21 protein-coding genes are annotated in these 21,860 nt (G+C 65.3%); 5 read left to right on the top strand and 16 right to left on the bottom strand.

The genetic code is table 11. From position 1 onward, the window contains the following. Positions 1-32 precede the first annotated feature (32 nt). The 3 genes from BLT16_RS17280 to rpoE form a co-directional block, all read right to left on the bottom strand. Entirely contained in the window at positions 33-1,133 is a 1,101-nt protein-coding gene (locus tag BLT16_RS17280) for a MucB/RseB C-terminal domain-containing protein (protein ID WP_089659810.1), read from the bottom strand. A 12-nt stretch (positions 1,134-1,145) separates the two neighbouring features. Further along, entirely contained in the window at positions 1,146-1,820 is a 675-nt protein-coding gene (locus tag BLT16_RS17275) for a sigma-E factor negative regulatory protein (protein ID WP_340148268.1), read from the bottom strand. Positions 1,821-2,053: 233 nt separating this feature from the next. Beyond that, complete coding sequence (gene rpoE, locus BLT16_RS17270; protein WP_089659806.1) at positions 2,054-2,659, bottom strand: RNA polymerase sigma factor RpoE; 606 nt, start codon at positions 2,657-2,659, stop codon at positions 2,054-2,056. Positions 2,660-2,970: 311 nt separating this feature from the next. On the opposite strand from rpoE, the gene BLT16_RS17265 reads away from it, so the two are divergent. Next, on the top strand, positions 2,971-4,050 hold the full coding sequence (locus BLT16_RS17265; protein ID WP_089659804.1) for a 3-deoxy-7-phosphoheptulonate synthase: 1,080 nt from the start codon (positions 2,971-2,973) through the stop codon (positions 4,048-4,050). A gap of 66 nt (positions 4,051-4,116) precedes the next feature. Here BLT16_RS17265 and dinG read toward each other — a convergent pair whose 3' ends face one another. Together dinG and rhlB are read right to left on the bottom strand one after the other, a co-directional pair. After that, on the bottom strand, positions 4,117-6,258 hold the full coding sequence (gene dinG, locus BLT16_RS17260) for an ATP-dependent DNA helicase DinG (RefSeq protein WP_089659802.1): 2,142 nt from the start codon (positions 6,256-6,258) through the stop codon (positions 4,117-4,119). Between the two features lie 12 nt (positions 6,259-6,270). Then, a complete protein-coding gene (gene rhlB / locus BLT16_RS17255) occupies positions 6,271-7,545 on the bottom strand; it encodes an ATP-dependent RNA helicase RhlB (RefSeq protein ID WP_089659800.1) in 1,275 nt (424 codons plus the stop codon). A gap of 169 nt (positions 7,546-7,714) precedes the next feature. On the opposite strand from rhlB, the gene BLT16_RS17250 reads away from it, so the two are divergent. Together BLT16_RS17250 and xthA are read left to right on the top strand one after the other, a co-directional pair. Further along, entirely contained in the window at positions 7,715-7,951 is a 237-nt protein-coding gene (locus tag BLT16_RS17250) for a hypothetical protein (RefSeq protein WP_089659798.1), read from the top strand. Beyond that, the gene (gene xthA / locus BLT16_RS17245; RefSeq protein WP_089659796.1) at positions 7,951-8,766 is read left to right on the top strand and encodes an exodeoxyribonuclease III; all 816 of its coding nucleotides are present in this window, start codon (positions 7,951-7,953) and stop codon (positions 8,764-8,766) included. Before BLT16_RS17250 ends, xthA begins: the two co-directional genes overlap by 1 nt. On the opposite strand, the gene BLT16_RS17240 is transcribed toward xthA, so the two are convergent. From BLT16_RS17240 to BLT16_RS17195, 10 genes are all read right to left on the bottom strand, one after another. Then, complete coding sequence (locus BLT16_RS17240) at positions 8,758-9,858, bottom strand: tetratricopeptide repeat protein (protein ID WP_089659794.1); 1,101 nt, start codon at positions 9,856-9,858, stop codon at positions 8,758-8,760. The two genes, xthA and BLT16_RS17240, sit on opposite strands and share 9 nt — an antisense overlap. A 3-nt stretch (positions 9,859-9,861) precedes the next feature. After that, positions 9,862-10,623, bottom strand: a complete 762-nt coding sequence (locus BLT16_RS17235) for an energy transducer TonB (protein ID WP_089659792.1) — start codon at positions 10,621-10,623, stop codon at positions 9,862-9,864. Next, positions 10,620-11,027, bottom strand: coding sequence for an ExbD/TolR family protein (locus tag BLT16_RS17230; protein WP_089659790.1), 408 nt, complete (start codon positions 11,025-11,027; stop codon positions 10,620-10,622). Before BLT16_RS17230 ends, BLT16_RS17235 begins: the two co-directional genes overlap by 4 nt. After that, positions 11,020-11,556: a MotA/TolQ/ExbB proton channel family protein gene (locus tag BLT16_RS17225; protein ID WP_089659788.1), complete on the bottom strand. Its 537-nt coding sequence runs from the start codon at positions 11,554-11,556 to the stop codon at positions 11,020-11,022. The genes BLT16_RS17230 and BLT16_RS17225 overlap by 8 nt, the downstream gene beginning before the upstream one ends. Next, the gene (locus tag BLT16_RS17220) at positions 11,537-12,913 is read right to left on the bottom strand and encodes a MotA/TolQ/ExbB proton channel family protein (RefSeq protein WP_089659786.1); all 1,377 of its coding nucleotides are present in this window, start codon (positions 12,911-12,913) and stop codon (positions 11,537-11,539) included. The genes BLT16_RS17225 and BLT16_RS17220 overlap by 20 nt, the downstream gene beginning before the upstream one ends. Continuing rightward, positions 12,910-13,719 carry a DUF3450 domain-containing protein gene (locus tag BLT16_RS17215; protein WP_245701742.1) on the bottom strand — a complete coding sequence of 270 codons (810 nt, stop codon included), beginning with the start codon at positions 13,717-13,719 and terminating at the stop codon, positions 12,910-12,912. Before BLT16_RS17215 ends, BLT16_RS17220 begins: the two co-directional genes overlap by 4 nt. 117 nt (positions 13,720-13,836) lie before the next feature. After that, on the bottom strand, positions 13,837-14,637 hold the full coding sequence (locus tag BLT16_RS17210) for an ABC transporter ATP-binding protein (RefSeq protein ID WP_089659784.1): 801 nt from the start codon (positions 14,635-14,637) through the stop codon (positions 13,837-13,839). Next, positions 14,634-15,746 (bottom strand): FecCD family ABC transporter permease, encoded by a 1,113-nt coding sequence (locus tag BLT16_RS17205; RefSeq protein ID WP_089659782.1) that lies wholly within the window; start codon positions 15,744-15,746, stop codon positions 14,634-14,636. The genes BLT16_RS17210 and BLT16_RS17205 overlap by 4 nt, the downstream gene beginning before the upstream one ends. 19 nt (positions 15,747-15,765) lie before the next feature. Further along, the gene (locus BLT16_RS17200) at positions 15,766-16,725 is read right to left on the bottom strand and encodes a FecCD family ABC transporter permease (protein ID WP_281243321.1); all 960 of its coding nucleotides are present in this window, start codon (positions 16,723-16,725) and stop codon (positions 15,766-15,768) included. Between the two features lie 53 nt (positions 16,726-16,778). After that, complete coding sequence (locus BLT16_RS17195; protein ID WP_089659777.1) at positions 16,779-17,699, bottom strand: ABC transporter substrate-binding protein; 921 nt, start codon at positions 17,697-17,699, stop codon at positions 16,779-16,781. Between the two features lie 216 nt (positions 17,700-17,915). Between BLT16_RS17195 and BLT16_RS17190 the strand changes: the two genes are divergently transcribed. Then, positions 17,916-18,845, top strand: a complete 930-nt coding sequence (locus BLT16_RS17190; RefSeq protein WP_089659775.1) for a LysR family transcriptional regulator — start codon at positions 17,916-17,918, stop codon at positions 18,843-18,845. Positions 18,846-18,959: 114 nt separating this feature from the next. Then, positions 18,960-21,119: a TonB-dependent receptor domain-containing protein gene (locus BLT16_RS17185; RefSeq protein WP_089659773.1), complete on the top strand. Its 2,160-nt coding sequence runs from the start codon at positions 18,960-18,962 to the stop codon at positions 21,117-21,119. Positions 21,120-21,256: 137 nt separating this feature from the next. On the opposite strand, the gene BLT16_RS17180 is transcribed toward BLT16_RS17185, so the two are convergent. Then, on the bottom strand, positions 21,257-21,860 hold a 604-nt coding region (locus tag BLT16_RS17180), incomplete at its 5' end, for an electron transfer flavoprotein subunit alpha/FixB family protein (RefSeq protein ID WP_218124386.1).

The following is a 21,860-nucleotide window of genomic DNA, read 5'->3' as shown; positions in this document are numbered from 1 at the left end:
TAACAAGATCTGCGAGCGGACGCTGCGCGGCATCATGGCGTCGACTCCTGCGCGGCATCCTCGGCGTCGACCGCCAAGCGCTCGGGCTGCCACTCGATATGCTCGACGATCCGCAGCAGCACCTGCGGCGGCAGCTCACCCAGGGCCACGATCTGCATGGGCTGACCGCCGACGTCATCGTGACGCACCGCTGCATAGGAGATCCCCAAACGGTGCATGCCCGGCGAGAGTGCCTGACCATCGGCATCGAGCGGCTCGACAAACAGGCTCAGGCTCGACAAGCCATCGCTGAACAAGCGATGCCCCACGGCATCATCATGCACGCTGCTGCGGGTCGAAACCGGCTGCGGCGCATAGCCCGGCGGCAGCCAGCCTGGCGTCCAGGGATCGGGCGGCGCCTGGCGCAGCTCGTCGAGGCGCACGTGGCCATCGTAAAGATAGGCGCGCTCGAGGTCGGTAATCTGGAAGGTCTCGAGCACGCGGCCGTTGTCATCCAACAACAGCTGCTTGAGTGGCAGCGCCGTGGCGCGATCCAGCCATACTCGATGCCCGTAGCGCATGCTATCCAGCGGCTCGATGTCCAGCCGCACGGCATGGCGGCCGGCAATACGCTCCTCGCCATCGAGCCGCAGACGGTAGTGATCGCTGAGGTGGGTCATGATGGCAGTGGGCGACGCCGGCACATCGCTGCCCTCTTCGGCCCAGCCACCGCGACCGATACGGCCACGGCGCTCGAAGACCAGCGGCGGGCCATCGAGGAAGTGCGCCACCTCACGCTCGACGCCATCTTCCACTTCATGGGATAGCGCCAGGGATCTCACGCCATCACTGCTGATCCGCACTGCCCTGGCGTGAAACACATAGCAATGGTTGGCCCACAGACTGAACTCGAACCATCCCTCCGGCGAGTCCGGGGCTGCCACACCATCCAGCACGGTGCAATCGAAGCCGGCTTCACTGTCCCAGGCGGCAGAGAGTCCTTCCTGGCCAGAGGGCACGTCAGCCGCAACAGGCCCGGACAGCCCTGTCAACACGAACACCGCCGCGGCCAAAAGCGGGCCACAGCGGCGAAGGAAAGATGGTGGCTGCTTATGCTGCGACGCGCGCAGCGGATGACGAAAATACGCGGTCATCCCTGCCCTCATTTAGCGCTGGCCCAGGGTCTCGAGTCCCGAGGCGCGCAGCAGCGGCATCCAGGCATCGCCACTGCGATAGGCTGCGCCTTCGGCGTGACGGTCGAGATAGGACTGCAGTAACTGAGCCTGTTCCGGGTCGCCACGTTGGGACTGCCGTGAGCTGGGGGACATGAACATCGGCATCTCCGCAGCAGCACCAACGGTCATCACGCCACTACTGCTGCCCTGTGCAGGGGATTGAAACATCGGCAGGTCGACCAGTGACGGACGCGATGCATTACTGGCGGTGGCGGGCACCGCCTGGGCAGCACCTTCGGCGCCGCTGCCACCGGCCAGGGTTGGCTGGCTCGCCGTCCCCCCCGCATCGCTGCCGTGATACACCTGCACCCCGGTAATCACCATCAGCGATACGGCAGCGGCAATCGCCGCGCTACCGGTAAACGACAAGCCGCTACGCTTGCGCGCCAACGGCTTCTCGAGTGCGGGCAGCGGCTCTTCGGCGATCCTGGCCATGATGCCGGCCGAGAGATCGGTGCTGACATCGACATCACGGTCGCGCTGCATGAGGCTACGGGCAAGATGATAGCGACGCCAAGCGTCTGCATCATCGCTCTGTCCTTCAAGCGACTTGAGTACGCGACGCAGCTCGAGCTCATCACCCTCATCATCCATTAGAGCAGACAACGACTCTCGTGCATGTTGATTCATTACTTACACCCTCATCCTCGACAGGGCTCTAGCCCATTAGTCCGTAGAATCTTGTAGCCATGCGACAGCGATCATGCCAGTACCCGTCTTTCCTCGCTGCCATTGGCGAAGCCGCTGTCCCGTTACGACACTGTTTCCAGGGAGCGCCAGCGGCGACCACCCTTGTGACGTCATCGGGCGCCAACAGTTCAGCGGCGAACGCGAAAATCTCACTCATGGATCATGTCCTGGGTACGCGCCGTAGTGACCAGCGGCTGGATATGCTTATCCACTGCTTCGCGAGCGCGAAAGATCCGCGAGCGCACTGTACCCACCGGACAGTTCATGATGTTGGCAATGTCTTCATAAGAAAGTCCATCGAGCTCGCGCAGGGTGATTGCAGTGCGCAGATCCTCAGGCAGCTTCTCGATGGCCTCGAACACGGCAGCCTCCAACTGGTCGCGCGCAATCGCCGCCTCGGGCGTTTCCGTATCGGAGAGTCGACCACTGTGATCGACGATCTCGGCATCAACGATATCGAGATCACTTCCCGGGGGACGCCGCCCGCGCGACACCAAATGGTTCTTGGCCGTATTGATGGCGATGCGATACATCCAAGTATAAAAGGCGCTCTCGGCGCGAAACTTGCCCAGCGCACGGTAAGCCTTGATGAACGCCTCCTGGGCCACGTCATGCACTTCGGCATGGTCGTGAACATAGCGTCCGATCAGACCGATGATCTTGTGCTGATATTTCTTTACCAGCAGGTCGAAGGCCCGATTATCCCCCTGCTGGGCACGCTCGACGAGTTGCTGATCGGTTTCCCTCGTGCCCATTCAACCCCTCCCCGACCGGGAGAGTATTGCGGTGGGCGTAGCAGGCAGTGCCAGCACAGCGGCAACATAAGCGAATCTGGTAGTCATGGCGTCAACCTGGGCCCTGTCAGGCAATAATGTGATGGTTACCCGTAAGTGTTCCTGTTTATTGGCATTCCATCAAGCAGGGTCTGTCGACCTCAACGACCCGCTGTGACCGGATCGACCCGCGGGAGTTCCATGCCGGCGTTGATTTTTCAGGCCTCGCCGGGCGATAGTAGTGGTACGACTCTTCCCTTTTTTCACGCGCGAATCACGTCACAGGTAGCGGCATGTCACAACAGCAGGTCAACAACCTTAACGTCCTCGCTCAGGACGTCTTGATCACCCCCGATGCACTGAAGCAGGAAATCCCCCTGACCGAAGATGCTGAACGCACCGTCATCGAAGGGCGTAACACCATTCAGCGTATTCTCGACGGTGATGACCCGCGCCTGCTGGTCGTCGTTGGCCCCTGCTCCATCCATGACGTCGACGCCGCGCTGGATTACGCCCGCCGCCTGCGCCGACTGGCCGACCAGGTCAAGGATAGCCTGTACATCGTGATGCGCGTCTACTTCGAGAAGCCTCGCACCACGGTGGGCTGGAAGGGACTGATCAATGACCCCCACCTCAACGGCTCGTTCGAGATCGAAGAGGGACTGCATATCTCCCGCAGACTGCTGGTGGAATTGGCCGAGATGGGGCTGCCGTTGGCCACCGAGGCGCTCGACCCGATCTCACCGCAGTACCTTCAGGACTGCATCAGCTGGTCGGCGATCGGCGCACGCACCACCGAATCTCAGACCCATCGCGAGATGGCCTCGGGCCTGTCATGCCCGGTGGGGTTCAAGAACGGCACCGACGGCAGCCTCGATGTCGCGGTCAACGCCCTGCAATCGGTGGCTCACCCGCACAACTTCCTGGGTATCGACCAGGCCGGTCAGGTCGCTATCATTCGCACCCGCGGCAACGCCTACGGCCACGTGGTGCTGCGTGGCGGTAACGGCAAGCCCAACTACGACAGTGTCAGCGTTGCGCTGGCCGAGCAGGAACTGACCCGCGCCGGCGTCAAGCCCAACATCATGGTCGACTGCTCGCATGCCAACTCCAACAAGGACCCGGCCCTACAGCCGCTGGTGATGGAGAACGTCACCAACCAGATCCTCGAGGGCAACCGCTCGATCATCGGCCTGATGGTCGAGTCGCATATCGGCTGGGGCAACCAGAAGATCCCCGATGATCGCAGTCAGCTCAAATACGGCGTTTCGATCACCGATGCCTGCATCGACTGGGACGCCACCGTCGAAGCCTTCACGGCGATGAACGACAAGCTCAAGCCCGTGCTGGCGGCGCGCACCCAAGCCGCCTGAGTGGCCCCTTGCACGTACTGCGCCCGCCATCTGGCGGGCGCAGTACGTTAGTGGCAACGCAGACGTTCAGGGCAGCGACGCCACGCCGTCGATTTCGCGACTGAAGGGCGGTAGCGCATCGAGCAGTGCGCGGCCATAGCGACGCGTCAATACCCGGCGATCGAGTAGCGTGATGCGACCGCTGTCCTGCTCCTTGCGGATCAGTCGCCCGCACGCCTGCACCAGCTTGATCGAGGCGTCGGGAACGCTGATGCGCATGAAGGGGTTGCCGCCGCGGCTTTCGATCCACTCGGCCAGCGTCGCACCTACCGGGTCATCGGGCACCGAGAACGGCAGCCGGGTGATCACCACGTGGGTCAGATAGTCGCCGGGCAGGTCGATACCCTCGGCGAAGCTTGCCAGGCCGAAGATGATACTGCCTTGCGCCGCATCAATCCGCGCCCGATGGCGCTCGATCAACTCGCGCTTGGGCAAGCGGTCCTGGGCCAGCACCCGCTCGGCCAGCGTCTTGGGTAGCGCTTTCTCCACCGCTCGCAGCTGCGCCCGCGACGAAAACAGCATCAGCACTGCCTCACGGCTGTCCAAGCCCTCGATGAAATCGACGATGGCCCGCTCATGGGCATCGCGATTGCTGGGGTCGACCGCCTCGCGGGGCACGCTGAGCACTGCCCGCGAGTAGTCGAAGGGGCTCGGCAAGCGCTGGTAACGGTAGCGATTGGCCAACCCCGCACGCTCCTGCAGCCGCTCGAAGCGCCCCAGCGCCGTCAGCGTGGCCGAGGTCACCACCGCACCATAGCAGCTGCCCCATAGCGTCCTCGCCAGGGTGTGGGCGGCGGACACCGGGCTTGCCGAATAGATCAGCTCCGGCTCGCCGGCCACCGGCTCGAAGGTCAGCCAGCGCGCCCTCGGCGGCTCGGCCGGATCGTCCTCTTCGCTGAACGCCAGCCACAGTGCATGCGCCTCCAGGGCGCGACCGTGCAGCAGCGCGATCAGCGGCAGCCAGGGCTCGGCCTGCTCCTTGGGGAGGCCGGTGTGCTTGTCCGGATCGAGGCTCTCGCGCAGGATATCGGCCATGCTCTCGAGGTTGCGCGCCAGGCTGGCGAACACCACCACCAGGGCGCTGGCCTGCTCGCGCAGCGGCCCCGGCGCGCGCCCCATCTCGAAGCGGTGATGGCGGCTCTCCCCGCCGCTGCCCTGGGGCAACTCGGCGAGTTGGTGGCCCAGCGCCATCACCTCGCCCAGCCGCGGCTCGATGGCTGCGATGGCCTCGGGAAACCCGGCCAACAGCCGCGCCAGCGTGGGCTGAACGGCAAGCGCCGCATTCAGTTCGGTGAGCGATTTCTTCAGCGTCCGCAACCAGCGCAGCGCGCCGTTGACGGCAAAGCGGTGAGTGAAGTGCTCTACCGCCTTGTCCGGCAAGTGGTGCCCCTCGTCGAAGACGTAGATGCAGTCGGCAGGCTTGGGCAGCACCATGCCGCCGCCCAGCGACAGGTCGGCCAGCACCAGGTCGTGGTTGGCGACAATGATATCGGCGCTGTCGAGGTAACGGCGGGCGCGAAAGAAGGCGCAGGCGTTGAAGTGACCGCAGCGGCGATTGGTGCACTGCCGGTGGTCGGTGGTCAAGCGACGCCAGTGGGGATCGGCGATGGTCACCGGCCAGCTGTCGCGGTCGCCGGCCCATCGCCCACTACCGTAGGCCTCGGCCAGCTCCTTGACCAGGGCATGGAAGTCGTCGCCGTCACGCGATTCGATGGCCTGTTCGAACATCGACAGGGTCGGGTTTTCCTCGGCGCCGTCGAGGGCCTTCTCGAGATTGGCCACGCACAGGTAGCGACCGCGCCCCTTGGCCAGGGCATAGTCGAAGCTCAGTCCGCTGTGCGCCTTGAGCGCCGGCAGATCCTGATGCAGCACCTGCTCCTGCAGTGCCACCGTGGCGGTGGAAATCACCAGTCGCTTGCCGCGTGCCTGGGCCACCGGCAAGGCGGCCAATAGATAGGCCAGGGTCTTGCCGGTGCCGGTACCCGCCTCCAGTACGCAGACGTGCTCGTCGCTGGTCCGCTTGCCGCTGTCGTCGGCCTCGATACCCGCCAGCGTGCGAGCGATCTCGGCGATCATCAGCCGCTGACCGTAGCGCGGCGTCAGCTCGAGGCCCTCGAGCACGCGGCGGTAGGCGGTCTGGATATCGCCCTTCAGGGCCTCATCGAGCATGGGGGGGCGCCCCTACAGCAGACCTTCAGGGGGGTGTTCACAGGGCAACTTGTCGTTGATATAGCGCTCGATCTCGGGCAGCGAGAAGGCGTCCTCTTCGCCGACGAAGCTGATCGATACCCCCTTGGCGCCGGCGCGACCGGTGCGACCGATACGGTGCACGTAGTCTTCCGGGTCCTCCGGCAGGGTGTAGTTGATCACGTGGCTGACGTCGTCGATATGGATGCCGCGCCCGGCCACGTCGGTGGCCACCAGCACCTGCACCTCGCCCTCGCGGAACCGCTCGAGGGTCTTGATGCGTTGGGCCTGAGGCACATCGCCGGAGAGCATCGCCACATTGACGTCGGCCTTCCTGAGCAGCTCGTCGAGCTTGCGCACCAGATCGCGGCGGTTGCCGAACACCATCACCCGCTCGAAGCTCTCCTGCTTGAGCAGATTGATCAGCAGGCGCTGCTTGTCATCGTCGCCGACCATGTAGACGCGCTGGTCGATGTCAGCGGCGTTCTCCACCGTGACCTCGATCTCGACGTGGGCCGGATTCTCGGTCCACTGGCTGGCCAGGTTGAGAATGTCGTCGGTGAAGGTCGCCGAGAACAGGAAGGTCTGGCGCTCCTCCTTCTTGGGCGTATGCCGGATGATGCGCTTGACGTCGGGAATGAACCCCATCGACAGCATGCGATCGGCCTCGTCGAGCACCAGCACCTCTACCTGGGTCAGATCAACGTCGCGCTTTTCGTGAAAATCGAGCAGCCGGCCCGGCGTGGCCACCAGGATATCCAGGTTCTTGCCCAGATTGTCGCGCTGCTTCTGGTAGTCCATCCCACCGACCACACTGGCAACATTGAGCTGAGTGAAACGCGCCAGTGCCTTGGCATCCTTCTCGATCTGCAGCGCCAGTTCACGTGTCGGCGCGACGATCAACGCCCGCGGTGCACCGGGTTTCTGGGCATTGGGCGCCTCTTCCTCCAGGAAGTAGGCCAGGATCGACATCAAGAAGGCCGCGGTCTTGCCGGTGCCGGTCTGCGCCTTGCCGACGATATCGCCACCGAGCAGGGTCTGGGCCAGCGCTTCGGCCTGGATCGGCGTGCAATATTCGAAGCCCAGGGCATGAATCGCGCGCATCAGCGGCAGCGGCAGATCGAAGTCGTGGAAGCGCCACTTTCCCGCCACCGGCGGGACCTGGAACTGACGCAGATCCCAGTTGGATTGCGACTTGCGCGGCTTGCGGCGACGACGCTTGGGCTTGCGGTTCTGGGCCGGTGCGGTGGTCTTTTCCGACTCGCTCATAGGCTGTGATTCTGTCCGTAATATCTGTGGATGTGATGCCAGTCCAAACCTACCTGGACGTTTTCAGGCGACCTATTGTAGCAGCCATTGACGACGAGGGCGCCCCCGGCTGTGTGGCACACGCCGCGCCTGCTAGAATGGCGCCACATGCAACAGGAGGTCAGGCGTCATGACACGCAGGAAGAAGACCCGCTCGCTGGCCGACAAGGTGACGCTACGCACCGGCAAGCGCAAGGATTTCAAGAAATGGCGTCACGAGAACCCCGATCAGGTCACCTCGTCGCGCCGCTTCACCGAGAAGAAGCGCCAGCAGCGCAAGCTGCAGGCCGCCCGCAAGCTGGCGCGCCAGCAGCAGGCCCCGACCATCGAGGTACATCCCGAGCCTGGACCGAGGAGCGACGACTAATGCGCCTGGTCTCGTTCAATATCAACGGCATCCGCGCCCGCCTGCATCAGTTGGAGGCGCTGATCGAGACGCACCGCCCGGCGCTGATCGGCCTGCAGGAAACCAAGGTACAGGACAGCGAGTTTCCCCGCGAGGCCGTCGAGGCGATGGGCTATCGGGTCTATTGTCACGGCCAGAAGGGCCATTATGGCGTGGCAATGCTATGCCGCGATGAACCCGAGGCGGTCTACTACGGGTTTCCCGACGATGAAGACGACGCCCAGCGGCGCATGATCGGCGTGCGGCTGGGCGTGGCAGGCGGCGAGCCGCTCACGGTCTGGAACGGCTACTTTCCCCAGGGCGAGAACGTCGAGCACCCCACCAAATTCCCGCACAAGCAGCGCTTCTACGCCCAGCTGTCGCGTCTTCTCGAAGAGGATCATCGTCCCGAGCAGCACCTGGCGGTGATGGGTGACTTCAATATCTCACCGGAAGATATCGACATCGGCATCGGCGAGGCCAATCGCAAGCGCTGGCTACGCGACGGCAAGACCAGCTTTCAGCCTATCGAGCGCGAATGGCTAGGACGCGTCAAGGGCTGGGGCCTGCGCGACAGCTACCGGCTGCGTTACCCTGAAGTCGACGATCGCTTCAGCTGGTTCGACTACCGCTCGCGGGGCTTCGAGCGAGACCCCAAGCGCGGCCTGCGCATCGACCACATCCTGGTCACCGCGCCGCTGGCCGAGCAGGTGGTCGACGCCGGTATCGACTACGACCTGCGTGGCATACACAAGCCCTCTGACCACGCCCCGGTGTGGACCGAGCTATCACTCTGAGAGCGGTGACTGATCCAGGCCGGTGAGCCACGCCTCGGCCTGCTCGACACCCAGTGAGGCGGCGCGCTGCCAGGCCGCCCTGGCAGCCTCCGCCCGCCCCCACTCATAGGCCAGCTGCCCCAACCGTAGCCAGTCGTCGGCCTCACCGCTACGCTCGGCCAGTTGCTGCCATGCCGCCAGTGCCGCCTGGCGGTCTCGCGCCGCCTGCCAGGCCTGAGCCAGTAGACGGCGATGCGCCAGACTGTCTGCCACCTCGCCCGCCTCCAGAGCAGCCTGCAGCAGCTCGGCGCCTCGTGCAGGCGTGCCAGCCGCCATATGCAGGCGCACCAGGGTCGATAGATCTTCATCAGCGGAAAACACCCCCAGGCGCCAGGCGGTATCCCAGAATACCGCCGCTTGCTCATCGAGCCCTGCCTGCTGCGCCAGCGCCGCGGCGCGGCGCCACTCCTGGGCGGGAGAGTTGACGTCCAGCTCGCCATCGAGCAGTGCCAACGCCTGATCCTCGGCGCCGCTGCGCTGATAGACGCCGATGGCAAGACGGCGCTGGCTTGGCGTAAGAGACTCGGCCTCGGACGTGGCTCGGGATACCCATTCGAGGGCATCGCCCCAGCGCTCGAGCTCTGCCAGGGTCCTGGCCATGCGCCAGTAGTCGTCGCCCTCTCCCGAATGTCGCGCCAGCCAGTCGCCCAGCAGCTCGGCGCCCTGCTCGCGCTGGCCAGCCGACAGCCGCAGGCCGACCTCCTGATACTGCCAGCGATCTCGCTGGCTCGATGACGCCTCGCCGCTGCTTCTGGCTTGCTCGAGATAGTCGGCGGCCTCGGCAAAGCGCTCCAGCCTGGCAGCGGCGTGTGCCGCCAGTTGCAGATACAGCGCGCTGGCCCAGCGGTCAGCGGCATTGCCGCCCGCCAGCCGCCGTGACTGCGACTCGGCGCGCTGCAGCACCTCATTGGCCGCGCCCTGCTGAAGCTGCTGCTGCAAACGCTCGAGATCGCTTATGAACTCCCCCGGCAACGGCGGCTCGGCCAGCACTGTCAGTGGCGTGGCGACCAGCCAGACACAAACGAGACCCACCAAGTGACGTTTAAGGCGCATCACTCACCTCAACTGAAATTCGAGACGTTGCTGGGCCCGCCGCAGCCCCCCGGCAGGCTCGAACTGCCAGTGCTGCACCGCCTCTATCGCGGCGCGGTCGAAGACATTACGCGGCTGCGCGCTAGTGACCTGGACGGAAGACGGATCCACGCTGCCATCCGGCCGAATCACGAAACGCAGCTCGACGAAGCCCTCCAATCCTCGCCGCTGTGCCCGCGAAGGATACTCCGGCGGCACTCGACTGGTCGGCGAGACTTGGCCGACGTCCACCGGCGCCTGGCTGTCCGCCTGGACATCGCTCTGGCTGGTCGCGGTGGTCTCCTGCGCCATCTCAGAAGGCTGTGTCGACTCGGGCACGGGAGACGGCTCGGGCTGCGGTTCCGGCTGAGGTTCCGGCTGAGGTTCCGGCTCGGGTGGAGGCGGCTCGGGCGTTACCTCACTCATCTCGGGCAGCGTCTCATCCAGTTCAAGCGGCACGTCGTCCTCCGGCAGCGGCTCCGGATCCGGCAGCGCGATGGGACTCTCCTGGGGCGGTAGCTCGGGGGCGGGTGGCGGCACCGCGGCAGGCGGCGGAGGTGGTGCCTGCGCCGCTGGCTCGGCCGCCTCCTCCTGGGCCACCTCCGGTGCCTCCACCATGGTCATCGCCAGCGTAGTGTCGAGCATTTCGACCTCGGCCTCGGGGGGCGCCACCAGCAGCGCCAGCAGCCAGAACAGCGCCAATGCCAGCACGATGCCGCCAAGCGCCGATACGGGCACTCGCGTCATGACCCGCTCCGGCTGGCTGCCACCGCCACCTGCTCGACCCCGGTACTGCGGATGCTGTCCATGACCTCAATCAGGATGCCGGTCGCCGCTTGGCGATCCGCTTGGATCACCACGCTGCCATCATCGCTGACCAGGGCGGCCACTGCCTCGCCGACGCGATGCAGATCGATGGCCTGGCCATCCACCCACACCGCCCCTTCCGGGGTGATGGCAACCATCACCTGCGCCTCCGGCTGGGGCGTCGCCGAACTCGACTCGGGGCGCTCGATCTCTACGCCGCTCTCGCGAATGAAACTGGTGGTCACGATAAAGAAGATCAGCATGATGAAGACCACATCGAGCATCGGCGTCAGGTTGACTTCACTGGCCTCGCCGCTGTCGGCCGTCATTCGGCGCCTACGCATGGGATTCCTCCACGGCACGCGCCAGACGGTCATGTAGCCGCTGGTCTTCGCGCCGGATGATGTGTTCCAAACGACTGGTGAAAAGCAGGCCGACCACCGCCACCGCCATGCCGGTCAAGGTCGGCAGCGTGGCACGCGCCACGCCGTCCGCCATCGAGCGTGCCTGACCGCTGCCGCTAAGCGCCAGACTATCGAATACCGCGATCATCCCTGTCACGGTGCCCAGCAGCCCCAGCAGGGGACACAGAGCGACCAGCAGCTTGAGCCACGGCAGTGGGCGGCGTAGCCGCGCGATCAGTTCGCGCGTCCAGGTCTCACGAAGCGTGCGGGCGCTCCAGCTAAGGTGGTCACTGCGCTGCATCCAGCGCTCGATAAGCTGTCGACGATGGTGGCGATAGGTCACGCGAAAATACCACCAGCGCTCCAGCGACAGGGTGAACAGCAGCATGGCCACGACGGCGATGACGACCAGTACCACACCGCCTGACTCGACCAGCCGCTCCAGCGGCTCAAGCCAGCGCGGAATCATGCGACCTGCGCTCCTGTGATGCCGACACATCCTGCGGCGAGCCCGCCTCGAGGTGCCGCGCCAGCGCCGCGCTGGCCTGGCCTTCGACGACACCGGTCAGATGTCGGCTGCGACCGGACAGCGCCGTATGCATGAACAGCAGCGGCACGGCAGTCACCAGGCCCAATACCGTGGTTACCAGCGCCTGGCTGATGCCACCTGCCATCAGCTGAGGGTCACCGGTGCCGTAAACGGTGATCGCCTGGAAGGTCACGATCATCCCCGTCACGGTACCCAGCAAGCCCAGCAGGGGCGCGATGGCCGCCAGCAGCTTGACCAGTGGCTGGCCGCGCTCCAGCCGCGGCAGCTCGGCCAGCACCGCCTCATCGAGCCGCGCTTCCAGCGCCTCGGGGACCTGGTTGGCTTGCAGCTCACGAAAGCGCTGCAGCACCCTGCCCAACGGGTTGTCACTGCGCAGTTGAGACAGCTGGGAAAGCTGGCGGCGCATGGTCAACGTAACGCGCAACAGATAGCCATACTGCAACAGTCCCACCAGCAGGCCGAAGCCACCCAGGGCGACCACCACGTAGCCAACCACACCGCCTTGATGGAAGCGTTCCAGCAGCGTGGGGCGCTGGGCGAGTGCCGCGATGACCTCGCCATGGGTCGGATCCAGGGCGACGTCACGGCGCTCACCGGCATGAAATTCGGCCAGACCCTCGGCCACGCCACGCGGCGTGCGCTCGACCACCGCTAGACCGGCATCCCCAACGCCGCGGCGCAGTAACGCAGCATCGGTAAAGGCCGCAAAGTCGCCCAGGCGTACCACATTACGCGGCACTATCTCGCCGTCCGCGCCGGCCACCGGCGCCTCGAATTGCACCACACGCCCGGTCTCTTGCGTCAGGGCCAGCAACGTGTCGGCAAAGTCTTCCAGGTGGCCCAGCTCGAGCACGGCAACATTGTCCAACCGTTCGGGAAGCTTCTCCTCGCCAAGGGCCACCCAGCTGTCGCTGAGTGCATCACGCAATTCTCCCGTGTGACGCGAAACCAGGTCGAGGATCGCAGCCAGGTCACTGCCCTGCTCTTGCTGCCGCGCGTCGAGCTCGGCACGTTGCTGGGCCTGGATCTCGCGCTGATCGCTCAGCGCCGCATGGCGCTCCTGAGCCGCGCGATGTGCTTCCCGGCTCTGCTCCAACTCCGCCTCGAGGGCTTGGCGATCATCGAGCAGTTCACCCAGGCGCACCCGATCGCGCGCCTCGGCCGCCTCGCGCTCGGCGCGCAGGCTGCTCAGCGTCTCGGGATCGCCCTGCGCCAGTGCGCTAACGCTGAACAGTAGGCCCAGCATCACGACCGCCATTAGCCTGAGCGTACTCATGCGCCACCCTCCCCTGACAGTGGACCATTCTCACGTTCGAGGGGCTGAGAGACCGGTAGCTGCAACAGCTCAGGGGCGCGCTGGTCACGTGCCATGCGCAAGCCCTTGCGCACCTCTCGACGCTGCTGGTCATCGAGTGGCGCCCAGTCAGCCTCTTCCGCCAACCAAGCCCCCCCCTCACGTCCATCCGGCGTGAGGTAATAAAGCCCTATACGCCCCAGGCGCAGATAGTCCACTTCACGCCGCGTCGGCCGAGAATCATCTGCCACGACCAGATGGTCGCGCCAGGCATCCATCTCCATCCCATAGGCCAGCTCAAGGCGCCAGACATCGAGGATCCTCTCCATCCGTTCGGCATCATCGAGGTCGGGATCACCAAGCGCCCTCTCCAGGCTGGCCACTCGGGCACGCCGCTGTTCTTGCATGAACGGTAGGTCGTCCTCGACCCAGGTATCCAACCGCGCCACCAGACTCGCCTGCAAGGAAGGCAGCGCCTGTCGCGTCGCATCCAGCGTATCCAGTGCCGCTTCACGACGGCGCAGCTGCTCCGCCTGCTCGACCAGATGGGGGACAAGGCGCGCATTCTCCTGCTCAAGCCGCCGCGTTTCGCTTTCGCGTTCTCGCAGCTCGGCGAGCATCGCGCGACTTTCGTCATCCGCAGCGTCGATCTGAGCCTGAAGTTCAGCCTGCTGACGCTGAGCGTCTCCCGCCTCCGACGTCAGCGAGGCAGCGTTGGCCGTTGCGGCCAACAGCAGGACGCCTAGCGCAGCGCCTGGGCGAAGATAGTCTAAGCCTTTACCACGCACCGTTGTCTCCCGTTCGAATAGAAGGTATCGCCATGCAGGGTACCATCCTGAGCGCGAATGACAATGACTTTCATTATCAAGGGAGTATCTCATCACAGGACGAACCCTTCCACATCGCTATGAAAAGCGGCGCAGATCAGTGAGTAGCGGCGTGCCGGTGGCCGGGTCATGCAGTAACGTGCAGTCGATATCGTATAGCTCGGCGACCAGTTCGCGGGTGACCACCTCGCGGGGCACCCCCTGGGCGACGATGCGACCGGCGCGCATCGCCACCAGGTGGTCGGCATAGCGGCAGGCACTGGCCAGGTCGTGCAGCACCATCGCCAGGGTACGCCCTTCGGCGGCAAGACCCCGCACCAACTCGAAGACCTCCAACTGATGCCCCAGATCGAGCGCCGAGGTCGGCTCATCGAGCAGCAGCAGCGGCGTCTGCTGGGCGATGCTCATGGCGATCCAGGCGCGCTGCCGCTGTCCGCCAGACAGTGCCTCCAGCGGCCGCTCGGCCAACGCTTGCAGGTCCGCCGCCGCCAGTGCCGCCTCGACGGCCCGATGATCCTCCCATGACCACTGGCGCAAGAAACCCTGATGAGGCTGGCGACCGAAGCGAATAAGATCCCGCACCGTCAGCCCCTCGGGAGCAACGGCCTCCTGCGGCAGCAGCGCCAGGCGGCGCGCCAGCTCACGCGCCGGCAGTCGCTGGATATCCGTGCCATCAAGCAGCACACAGCCGCCGCCAGGCGCGTGGAGCCGCGCCAAGCCAGCCAGCAGGGTCGACTTGCCGCAGCCGTTGGGCCCGACGATAGCCGTGACCTGGCCCGGGGGCAGACGCAGGTCCAAGCCCTCGATCACACGCCGCTGACCGTGGGCCAGGTCGAGTCGGCGCGCCTCCAGCGCGCTGCTCTCAGCCACTTCACTCATGCCAGACTCCTTTGAGGGCATAGTAAGATCCAAAGCAACCAGGGTCCGCCGACCACCGCCGTGACGATGCCGACCGGCAGTTCGACGGGTGCTAGCAGCACTCGCCCCACCAGGTCGGCCAGGACCATTACCAGGGCCCCTGCCAGCGCCGAGGCGATGATCGGCACGCCGCGCCGGCAGGCTAGCGAACGGGCCACCTCCGGGCCGATCAGGCCCACCATGCCGACCGGCCCGGCCACGGCAACCGCCAGCCCGGTGAGCAGTACCGCCACCGCCAGTACCTGCCAGCGTCGCCGCCCGACCATCGACCCCAACCCTTGGGCGATGGCGTCGCTGAACCGCATCAACGACAGCGCGCGGGATAGCCTCAGCGCCATGACCAGTCCCACCGCCAGCCCCATGGCAAGTACCAGCAGCGCCCCCGGTGGGCGCGCATTGAGGGTCCCCACCGTCCAGGGGTAAGCGGCATTGGCGGTGTCCATATCGACCCGTGCCAGCAGCAGCTGAGTGATGGCACCGAATACCGCCCCAACCCCGATACCGGCGACGATAAAGCGATAGCCGCGGCTGCCACCGCCGGCGGTCAGCCCAAAGGTGATGGCGGCGGCGGTCGCTGCTCCCACCAACGCCATCGCTGGCGGCGCCAGCGATACGCCAAGCCCCACTACCGAGGCCACCGCAAACGCCGTGGCCCCATTGTCGATCCCGATGATGCCCGGCGTGGCCAAGCGATTGCGGGCCAGGGTCTGCATCAGGCAGCCCGCCACCGCGAACGCCGCACCGGTCAGGCAGGCGGCCACCAGCCGCGGCAGGCGCAGCTCGACCACCATGAAGCGAGCCACGGCGTCCCCCTCGCCGAGCAGCACGGCCCCCAGCGCCTGGGGCGCCAGATGGACGCTACCCAGTGCCAGATAGACAGCGCTGGCGGCGAGCAAGGCCAGCAGCAGGCCAAAATGGGCCAGCGCGCTACGCCGGCTGAACAGCAGGCTCGCCTCGCCGCCGCTCGGCCAACGCCAGGCCAGCCGCCAGTAGCCGCCCGGGGAGGGCAGATCAACGAGCGGTGAACCCTTGGGGGTCACCCCATCACGTGCGGCAGGAAATAACGACATCAACGTCAAGGCTCCGCGATTACAGGGTTGGCAGGCGTCTGGCCCGCACGACCGCCACCAGCACGGGAGCACCGCATAGTGCGGTAAGCACCCCCAAGGGCATTTCCGAAGGCGCCACCAGCAGTCGCGAGAGGATGTCCGCAGAGATCACCATCAGTGGCCCCAGCGGCAGGCACAGCCACAGCACCCGGCGGATATCGGGCCCTACCAGCGCACGCGCCGCAAACGGCACCACCAGCCCCACGAAAGCGATAGGGCCTGCAATCGCCGTGGCCGCCCCGACCAGCAGCGCCACCGCCACGATGACCAGCAGCCGTACCCGGCCCGGGCGATGCCCCAACCCCGAGGCCACCCGCTCGCCCAGCGACAGGGCCGCCAGCGGGCGTGCAACCCCCAGTACGATCACCGCAGCCAGCGCCAGGCCGGGCAGCACGGCCAGCAGGTCCTCTAGGCGCCGCCCCGACAGGCTGCCAATTACCCAGAAGCGAATCTCGTCGGCGGCACGCTGATCGAACAGCAGCAGCAGAGCGGTCAGCGATGCCAACAATCCCGAGAACGCTGCGCCGGCCAGCACCAGCCGCACGGGATCGCTGCCCACCCCGCGCAGCCGGGTCACGCTGAGCACGCACAGGCAGCCGGCAAGGGCGCCCAACTGGGCCGCCGAGACGCGCAGGGTCGTGGCACTGGCGCCCAGCAGCAACGCTATTGCCACGGCAAAGGCGCTGCCAGCGCTGACACCCAGCAGGCCCGGCTCGGCCAGCGGGTTACGCGTCACGGCCTGCAGCAGGGCCCCGGCCACGCCCAGCGACACGCCTACGGCAACAGCGATCAGGGTGCGCGGCAGGCGCAGCGAGCCGACCACGAAGCGTGATTCCGCATCCCCGCCACCGGCCAGTACCGCCAACGCCCGTACCGGGCCGACCTCCCCCGCCCCCAGCAGCACGCTGAGCAGCATCACGCCCAACAGCAGCAGCGCCAGCCCCCACCCGGTCACGGCCAGCCGCGGTGATGACGCCACGAGCGCGACGTGTTTCACGGCAGCAGCACGCGCTCGAGATCGTCGAGAATGGCCTGGGCCGCCAACGGCCCTTGGGCGCTGCTCCATAGCTGGCCGTCGACGCTCACCACCCGCTCGCGCTGCACCACGTCGAGGCGCTCGAAGGCCGGAGATCGACGCGCACTGGCAAGGGCTTCCTCACCGTCCTCGTTAAGCGTCGCCAGGAACAGCCAGTCATCATCGATGCGCGACAGGTTCTCCAGACTCAGCGGGTCACTATGGCCGGCGTGTTCCGGCACCAGACCGCCGTCGTGAACCTCGAGACCGGCCGCCGCCAGGATGCCGGTACTGAACAGCTGCGACGACATCACCAGTGGCCCCTGGGGCATCCAGCGCACCAGCGTCGCGCCGGTATCGACCCCACGCTCCTCGATGGCCTGGGCCATGTCGGCAGCGCGCCGCTCGACGTCGGCGATGGCCTCGTCCACCCGATCTTCACGACCCAGCGCTCGAGCATAGAGTCGTGCATCCTCCTTCCATGCCTCGCGGACAAATCCCTGGGCCGGTGGTACCACGGTCGGTGCGATACGCGACAGCAGCGCATACTGTTCATCACTGAGCTGCGGCGATGCCAGGATCAGATCCGGCTGCTGGCTCAACACCGCCTCGATATTGATCTCGCGCACCACCCCAACGATGGCAATTTCGTCCAGATAGCCGTCGAGGTAGCGCGCCACACCGTCTCCGCCGCGGGTGGTCACCGCGCCCAGCGGCGTGACGCCGGCGGCCAGGGCGGTATCCAGCGCCCCTTCATGAAGCGTTACCACCCGCTGCGGGTCGACGTCGACCTCGACCGGTCCATGGGCGGTTTCGACGCTATGCGCATGGGCAGCCGTGGTCAGCAGCGCCATCATCAGAGCCATTAGCGGCCGGCGCGACAGCAGGGACAAGGACATCCAGCATCTCCTAGGTAGATGGCGAAAGATTATGAGGACCACTGATAATAATGATTCTCATAAACCAGCGCATCAACCTGGCATGCAACGCCATGTTTCGTATTCAGCAACGCGTCTCACACACCAATAGTAAATGTAATCATTTATATTATTCCCGACACTCATGGCATACTGGTGCTGCCCGTCAGACCGAGGAACCTCCTGGATGCAATTGCTATGCACGACCTCGATGAACTGACCGCCTTCGATGCGGTCATGCAATCCGGCAACCTGACCCGCAGTGCCACTCGGCTAGGTCTATCGAAATCAACCTTGAGCCGACGTATCAGCCAGCTCGAGGCACGTCTCGGCTACCCGCTACTGCGGCGTCAATCCAACCGCCTGCTACCCACCGAGGCTGGCGCGCTATTCCATGGCTACTGCCTGCGCATGCTGGAGCTGGCACAGCAGAGCCAGGCGGCTCTCGAAGCGCTGCATCACGAGATCAGCGGCGAGCTGGTGATCGATGTGCACGCTGCCTTGGCACGCCCCTGGATGACCCAGGTGCTGCATGCCTTTATGGAGCGCCATCGACGCGTCGACGTGACGCTGAAGACCCACGAGCGCTTTCACGCCAGCGCAGACAGCAGCGCCATTCACGTTACCCTGGGCGCGGTGATTGACGAGACCTTGCGCTGCGAGCAGCTGACGCTGCTGCATCGCGGCATATACGCCCATCCAGACTATCTGGCACGCCACGGTCGGCCGCAGCAGCCCGACGAACTGCTCGACCACCACTGGATTGACCTGCTCGGCGATGCCGCAGGCGGCCTACTGCTGCGTCAAGACAATGGCGCCCAATTTCTGTTCCAGCCGCCGCGTTCTCGCCTGCGGCTCGACCAGCCCATGCTTCAGGCCGACGCCATTGCCCGCGGGCAGGGGCTCGGCATCATGCCATGCTGGCTCGCAGAGCGCCGTGAACGCGCCCACCCCGGTGAGCTCGAGGCCTGCCTGCCCGACTGGCAGCTCCCCACCTTGCCAGTCAACCTGCTCTACGCCCACGGCCATCAGGCCGGCAAGGTCAGCGCCATGCTCACCTTCCTGCGCCGGCATCTCCCGCCGGAGTGGCGCGCCAACGCCGACTCGACCTTCAGTGTTGCATCCTGAGCAACATGTCGTTTCCCCTCTTCCCCTTCCCTCTCATCGTTGGCTATCGATAGAATTCACCCGCACTTGATAATTAATATCATTCAATAATCAGCATCATTCAAAGGTGAACTCATGACCCACGCGTCTCGACGCGCCCTGGCTGTCGCGATTGCCGCGGCCAGCGCTTCCCTGACGGCTGTCGCCGACGATACGCCGCGCCTCGACAATATCGTGGTCACCGCCGCAGGCTTCGAACAGGCACTAGCCGACGCACCGGCAAGCATATCGGTGGTGACCCGCGAGGAACTCGAACGCAAGCGCTTCTCCAACGTCGCCGAGGCCATCGCCGATGTGCCCGGTGTCGATGTACGCAGCGGTACCGGCAAGACTGGCGGCCTGAACATCGGCATCCGCGGCATGCCCAGTGCCTATACCTTGATCCTGGTCGACGGTCGCCGCCAGAACGCCGCCGGCGACGTCACTCCCAACGGATTTGGTGAGACCAGCACCAGCTTTATGCCACCGCTGTCGAGCATCGAGCGTATCGAGGTCATCCGTGGACCGATGTCGACGCTCTACGGCTCCGACGCCATGGGCGGGGTCATCAATATCATTACGCGTCAGGTCAGCGACAGCTGGACCGGCAACCTGTCGGTCGACAGCACCTTCCAGCAGGACCGCAGCGCAGGAAACAGCCAGACCCTCAATCTGTATACCTCGGGGCCGCTGATCGAGGACACACTCGGCCTGCAGCTACGTGGTCGGCTGTTCGATCGTGATAGCTCGGAGCGTCTGATCGAGGACGGTAGCGGTCGCGACCCAAGGCCCAGCGAGGGGCGCATCACCTCGCTGGGCGGTCGTCTGACCCTGACCCCGGACGACACCAACGCGCTATGGCTCGATCTGGAACGCTCGCGCCAGGTGTACTCCAACGACGACAACCGGCTGGGTACCCGCGACGGCACCGACCGCAGCGGCAACCCGGATCCCGGAACGGCATCCGGCTATGGTGACGAATTGCGCTTCCAGCGCGATCAGGTCGCCATCGGTCATCGCGGACGCTTCACCGCCGGCACCCTGGAATCGAGCCTCACACGCAGCACCACCGAAACATTGGGTCGGACCATTCCGGGCGATGAGATCGGCCAGCCCTATGAGGGCTTTCCCGCCATCGTGGTGGGGGACGATCGCACGCTGGAAACCACCTCGACCATTCTCGACAGCAAGTTCGTCATGCCCCTCGGCGAACATATGGTGACGCTTGGCGGCCAGTGGCACGAGGCCGAGCTCACCGACGGCCTGGCCACTGAGGATTTCGATCAAACCAGTTGGGCACTGTTCGTCGAGGACGAGTGGTGGCTTCGCAACGACCTGGCGCTGACCCTTGGCGGGCGCTACGAGCATCACGACGCCTTCGGTGGCAATGTCAGCCCGCGCGGCTATCTGGTCTGGAACACCACCGACCACTGGACGCTAAAAGGTGGCATCAGCAGGGGGTATAGGACGCCTTCGCTCAATGATCTGCACCCAGGCATCAATGGCGTGACGGGTCAGGGAGACACCCTAACCATTGGCTCCCCCGACCTCCAGCCTGAAAAAAGCACCAACTACGAAGTTGGCGCCCTGTACGACAGTCTCGACGGCTTCTCGGTCAATGCCACCCTGTTCTACAACCAGTTCGATGACAAGATCGCGAGTACCGAGCCGACCTTCATCAGCGGCCGGCCCGGCGTGCCGGACGGCGAATACTCCCAGCAGATCAATGTCGATGAGGCGCGCACCCAGGGGCTCGAGCTTTCAACCCGCTATCAGTTTGCCCCGGCCTGGTCGCTGAGCGGCGGCTACACCTACACCGATACCGAGATCACCTCCGGTGAGAGCCAAGGCCTGGTGCTCAGCAACACGCCCAAGCACAAGCTCACCACTAGCCTCACCTGGGACGTCAACGAGCGCTTGACCACCACCCTGGAGGGCGAGTACTACGCCTCACGTGAGCGTTTTCCAGGCGGCCTGCCGGACTCGGGCCAGAACCTGGCGCTCTATGAGCAGGTCGGCAACAAGCTGGACGGCTATGCGCTGTTCAACCTGCGCGCCTCCTACCAGGCCGCCGATAACGTGCGCCTGACCGGCACCGTCTACAACCTGCTCGATAAGGATTTCGGCAAGGCCGACGCCTACGATCACGAAGGCGAAACCTATCAAGCCTACCGCTTCACTCAGACCGGTCGTTCTACCGACGGTATCTACCTCGACGGCCGCAGCCTGTGGCTCTCGGCCAGCTACGAGTTCTGATCGCGCCAAGCTTGCTGACGTTTCGACTCGCTTTCGCCCCGCCGCCACGGTGGGGCTTTTTCGTGGCTGCGACCCCAGACACGACAACGCCCCGCACGGGGCGAGGCGTTGTCAGGTGAGGCTTGAAGCGTCCGTGGTTACAGCTTGCTCTCCAGCTCGGGCAGGACCTCGAACAAATCGCCAACGAGACCGTAATCCGCAACCTGGAAGATCGGCGCCTCCTCGTCCTTGTTGATCGCCACGATCACCTTGGAGTCCTTCATCCCCGCCAGGTGCTGGATGGCACCCGAGATGCCCACCGCGATATACAGGTCCGGCGCGACGATCTTGCCGGTCTGGCCGACCTGCATGTCGTTGGGCACGAAGCCGGCGTCCACCGCCGCCCTGGAGGCGCCAATCGCTGCCCCCAGCTTGTCGGCGATGCCGTCGAGCAGCTTGAAGTTGTCGCCGTTGCCCATGCCGCGGCCGCCGGAGATGACGATCTTGGCACCGCCCAGCTCGGGACGGTCGGACTGCGCAAGCGCTTCCGTGACGAAGCGCGACTGGGCGTTGTCGGCGACATGATCGACGGTTTCGATGGCGGCGCTACCGGTGGTACTGACGGCGTCGAAAGCGGTGGTGCGCACGCTGATCACCTTGAGCGGGTCGTCGCTCTTGACCGTGGCGATGGCGTTGCCGGCGTAGATCGGCCGCTGGAAGGTGTCGGCGCTCTCTACGGCGATGATCTCGGAGAGCTGGCTG

This window comes from Franzmannia pantelleriensis (assembly GCF_900102875.1).
Taxonomy (GTDB): domain Bacteria; phylum Pseudomonadota; class Gammaproteobacteria; order Pseudomonadales; family Halomonadaceae; genus Franzmannia; species Franzmannia pantelleriensis.
This window is presented reverse-complemented; position numbering and strand designations above follow the sequence as displayed.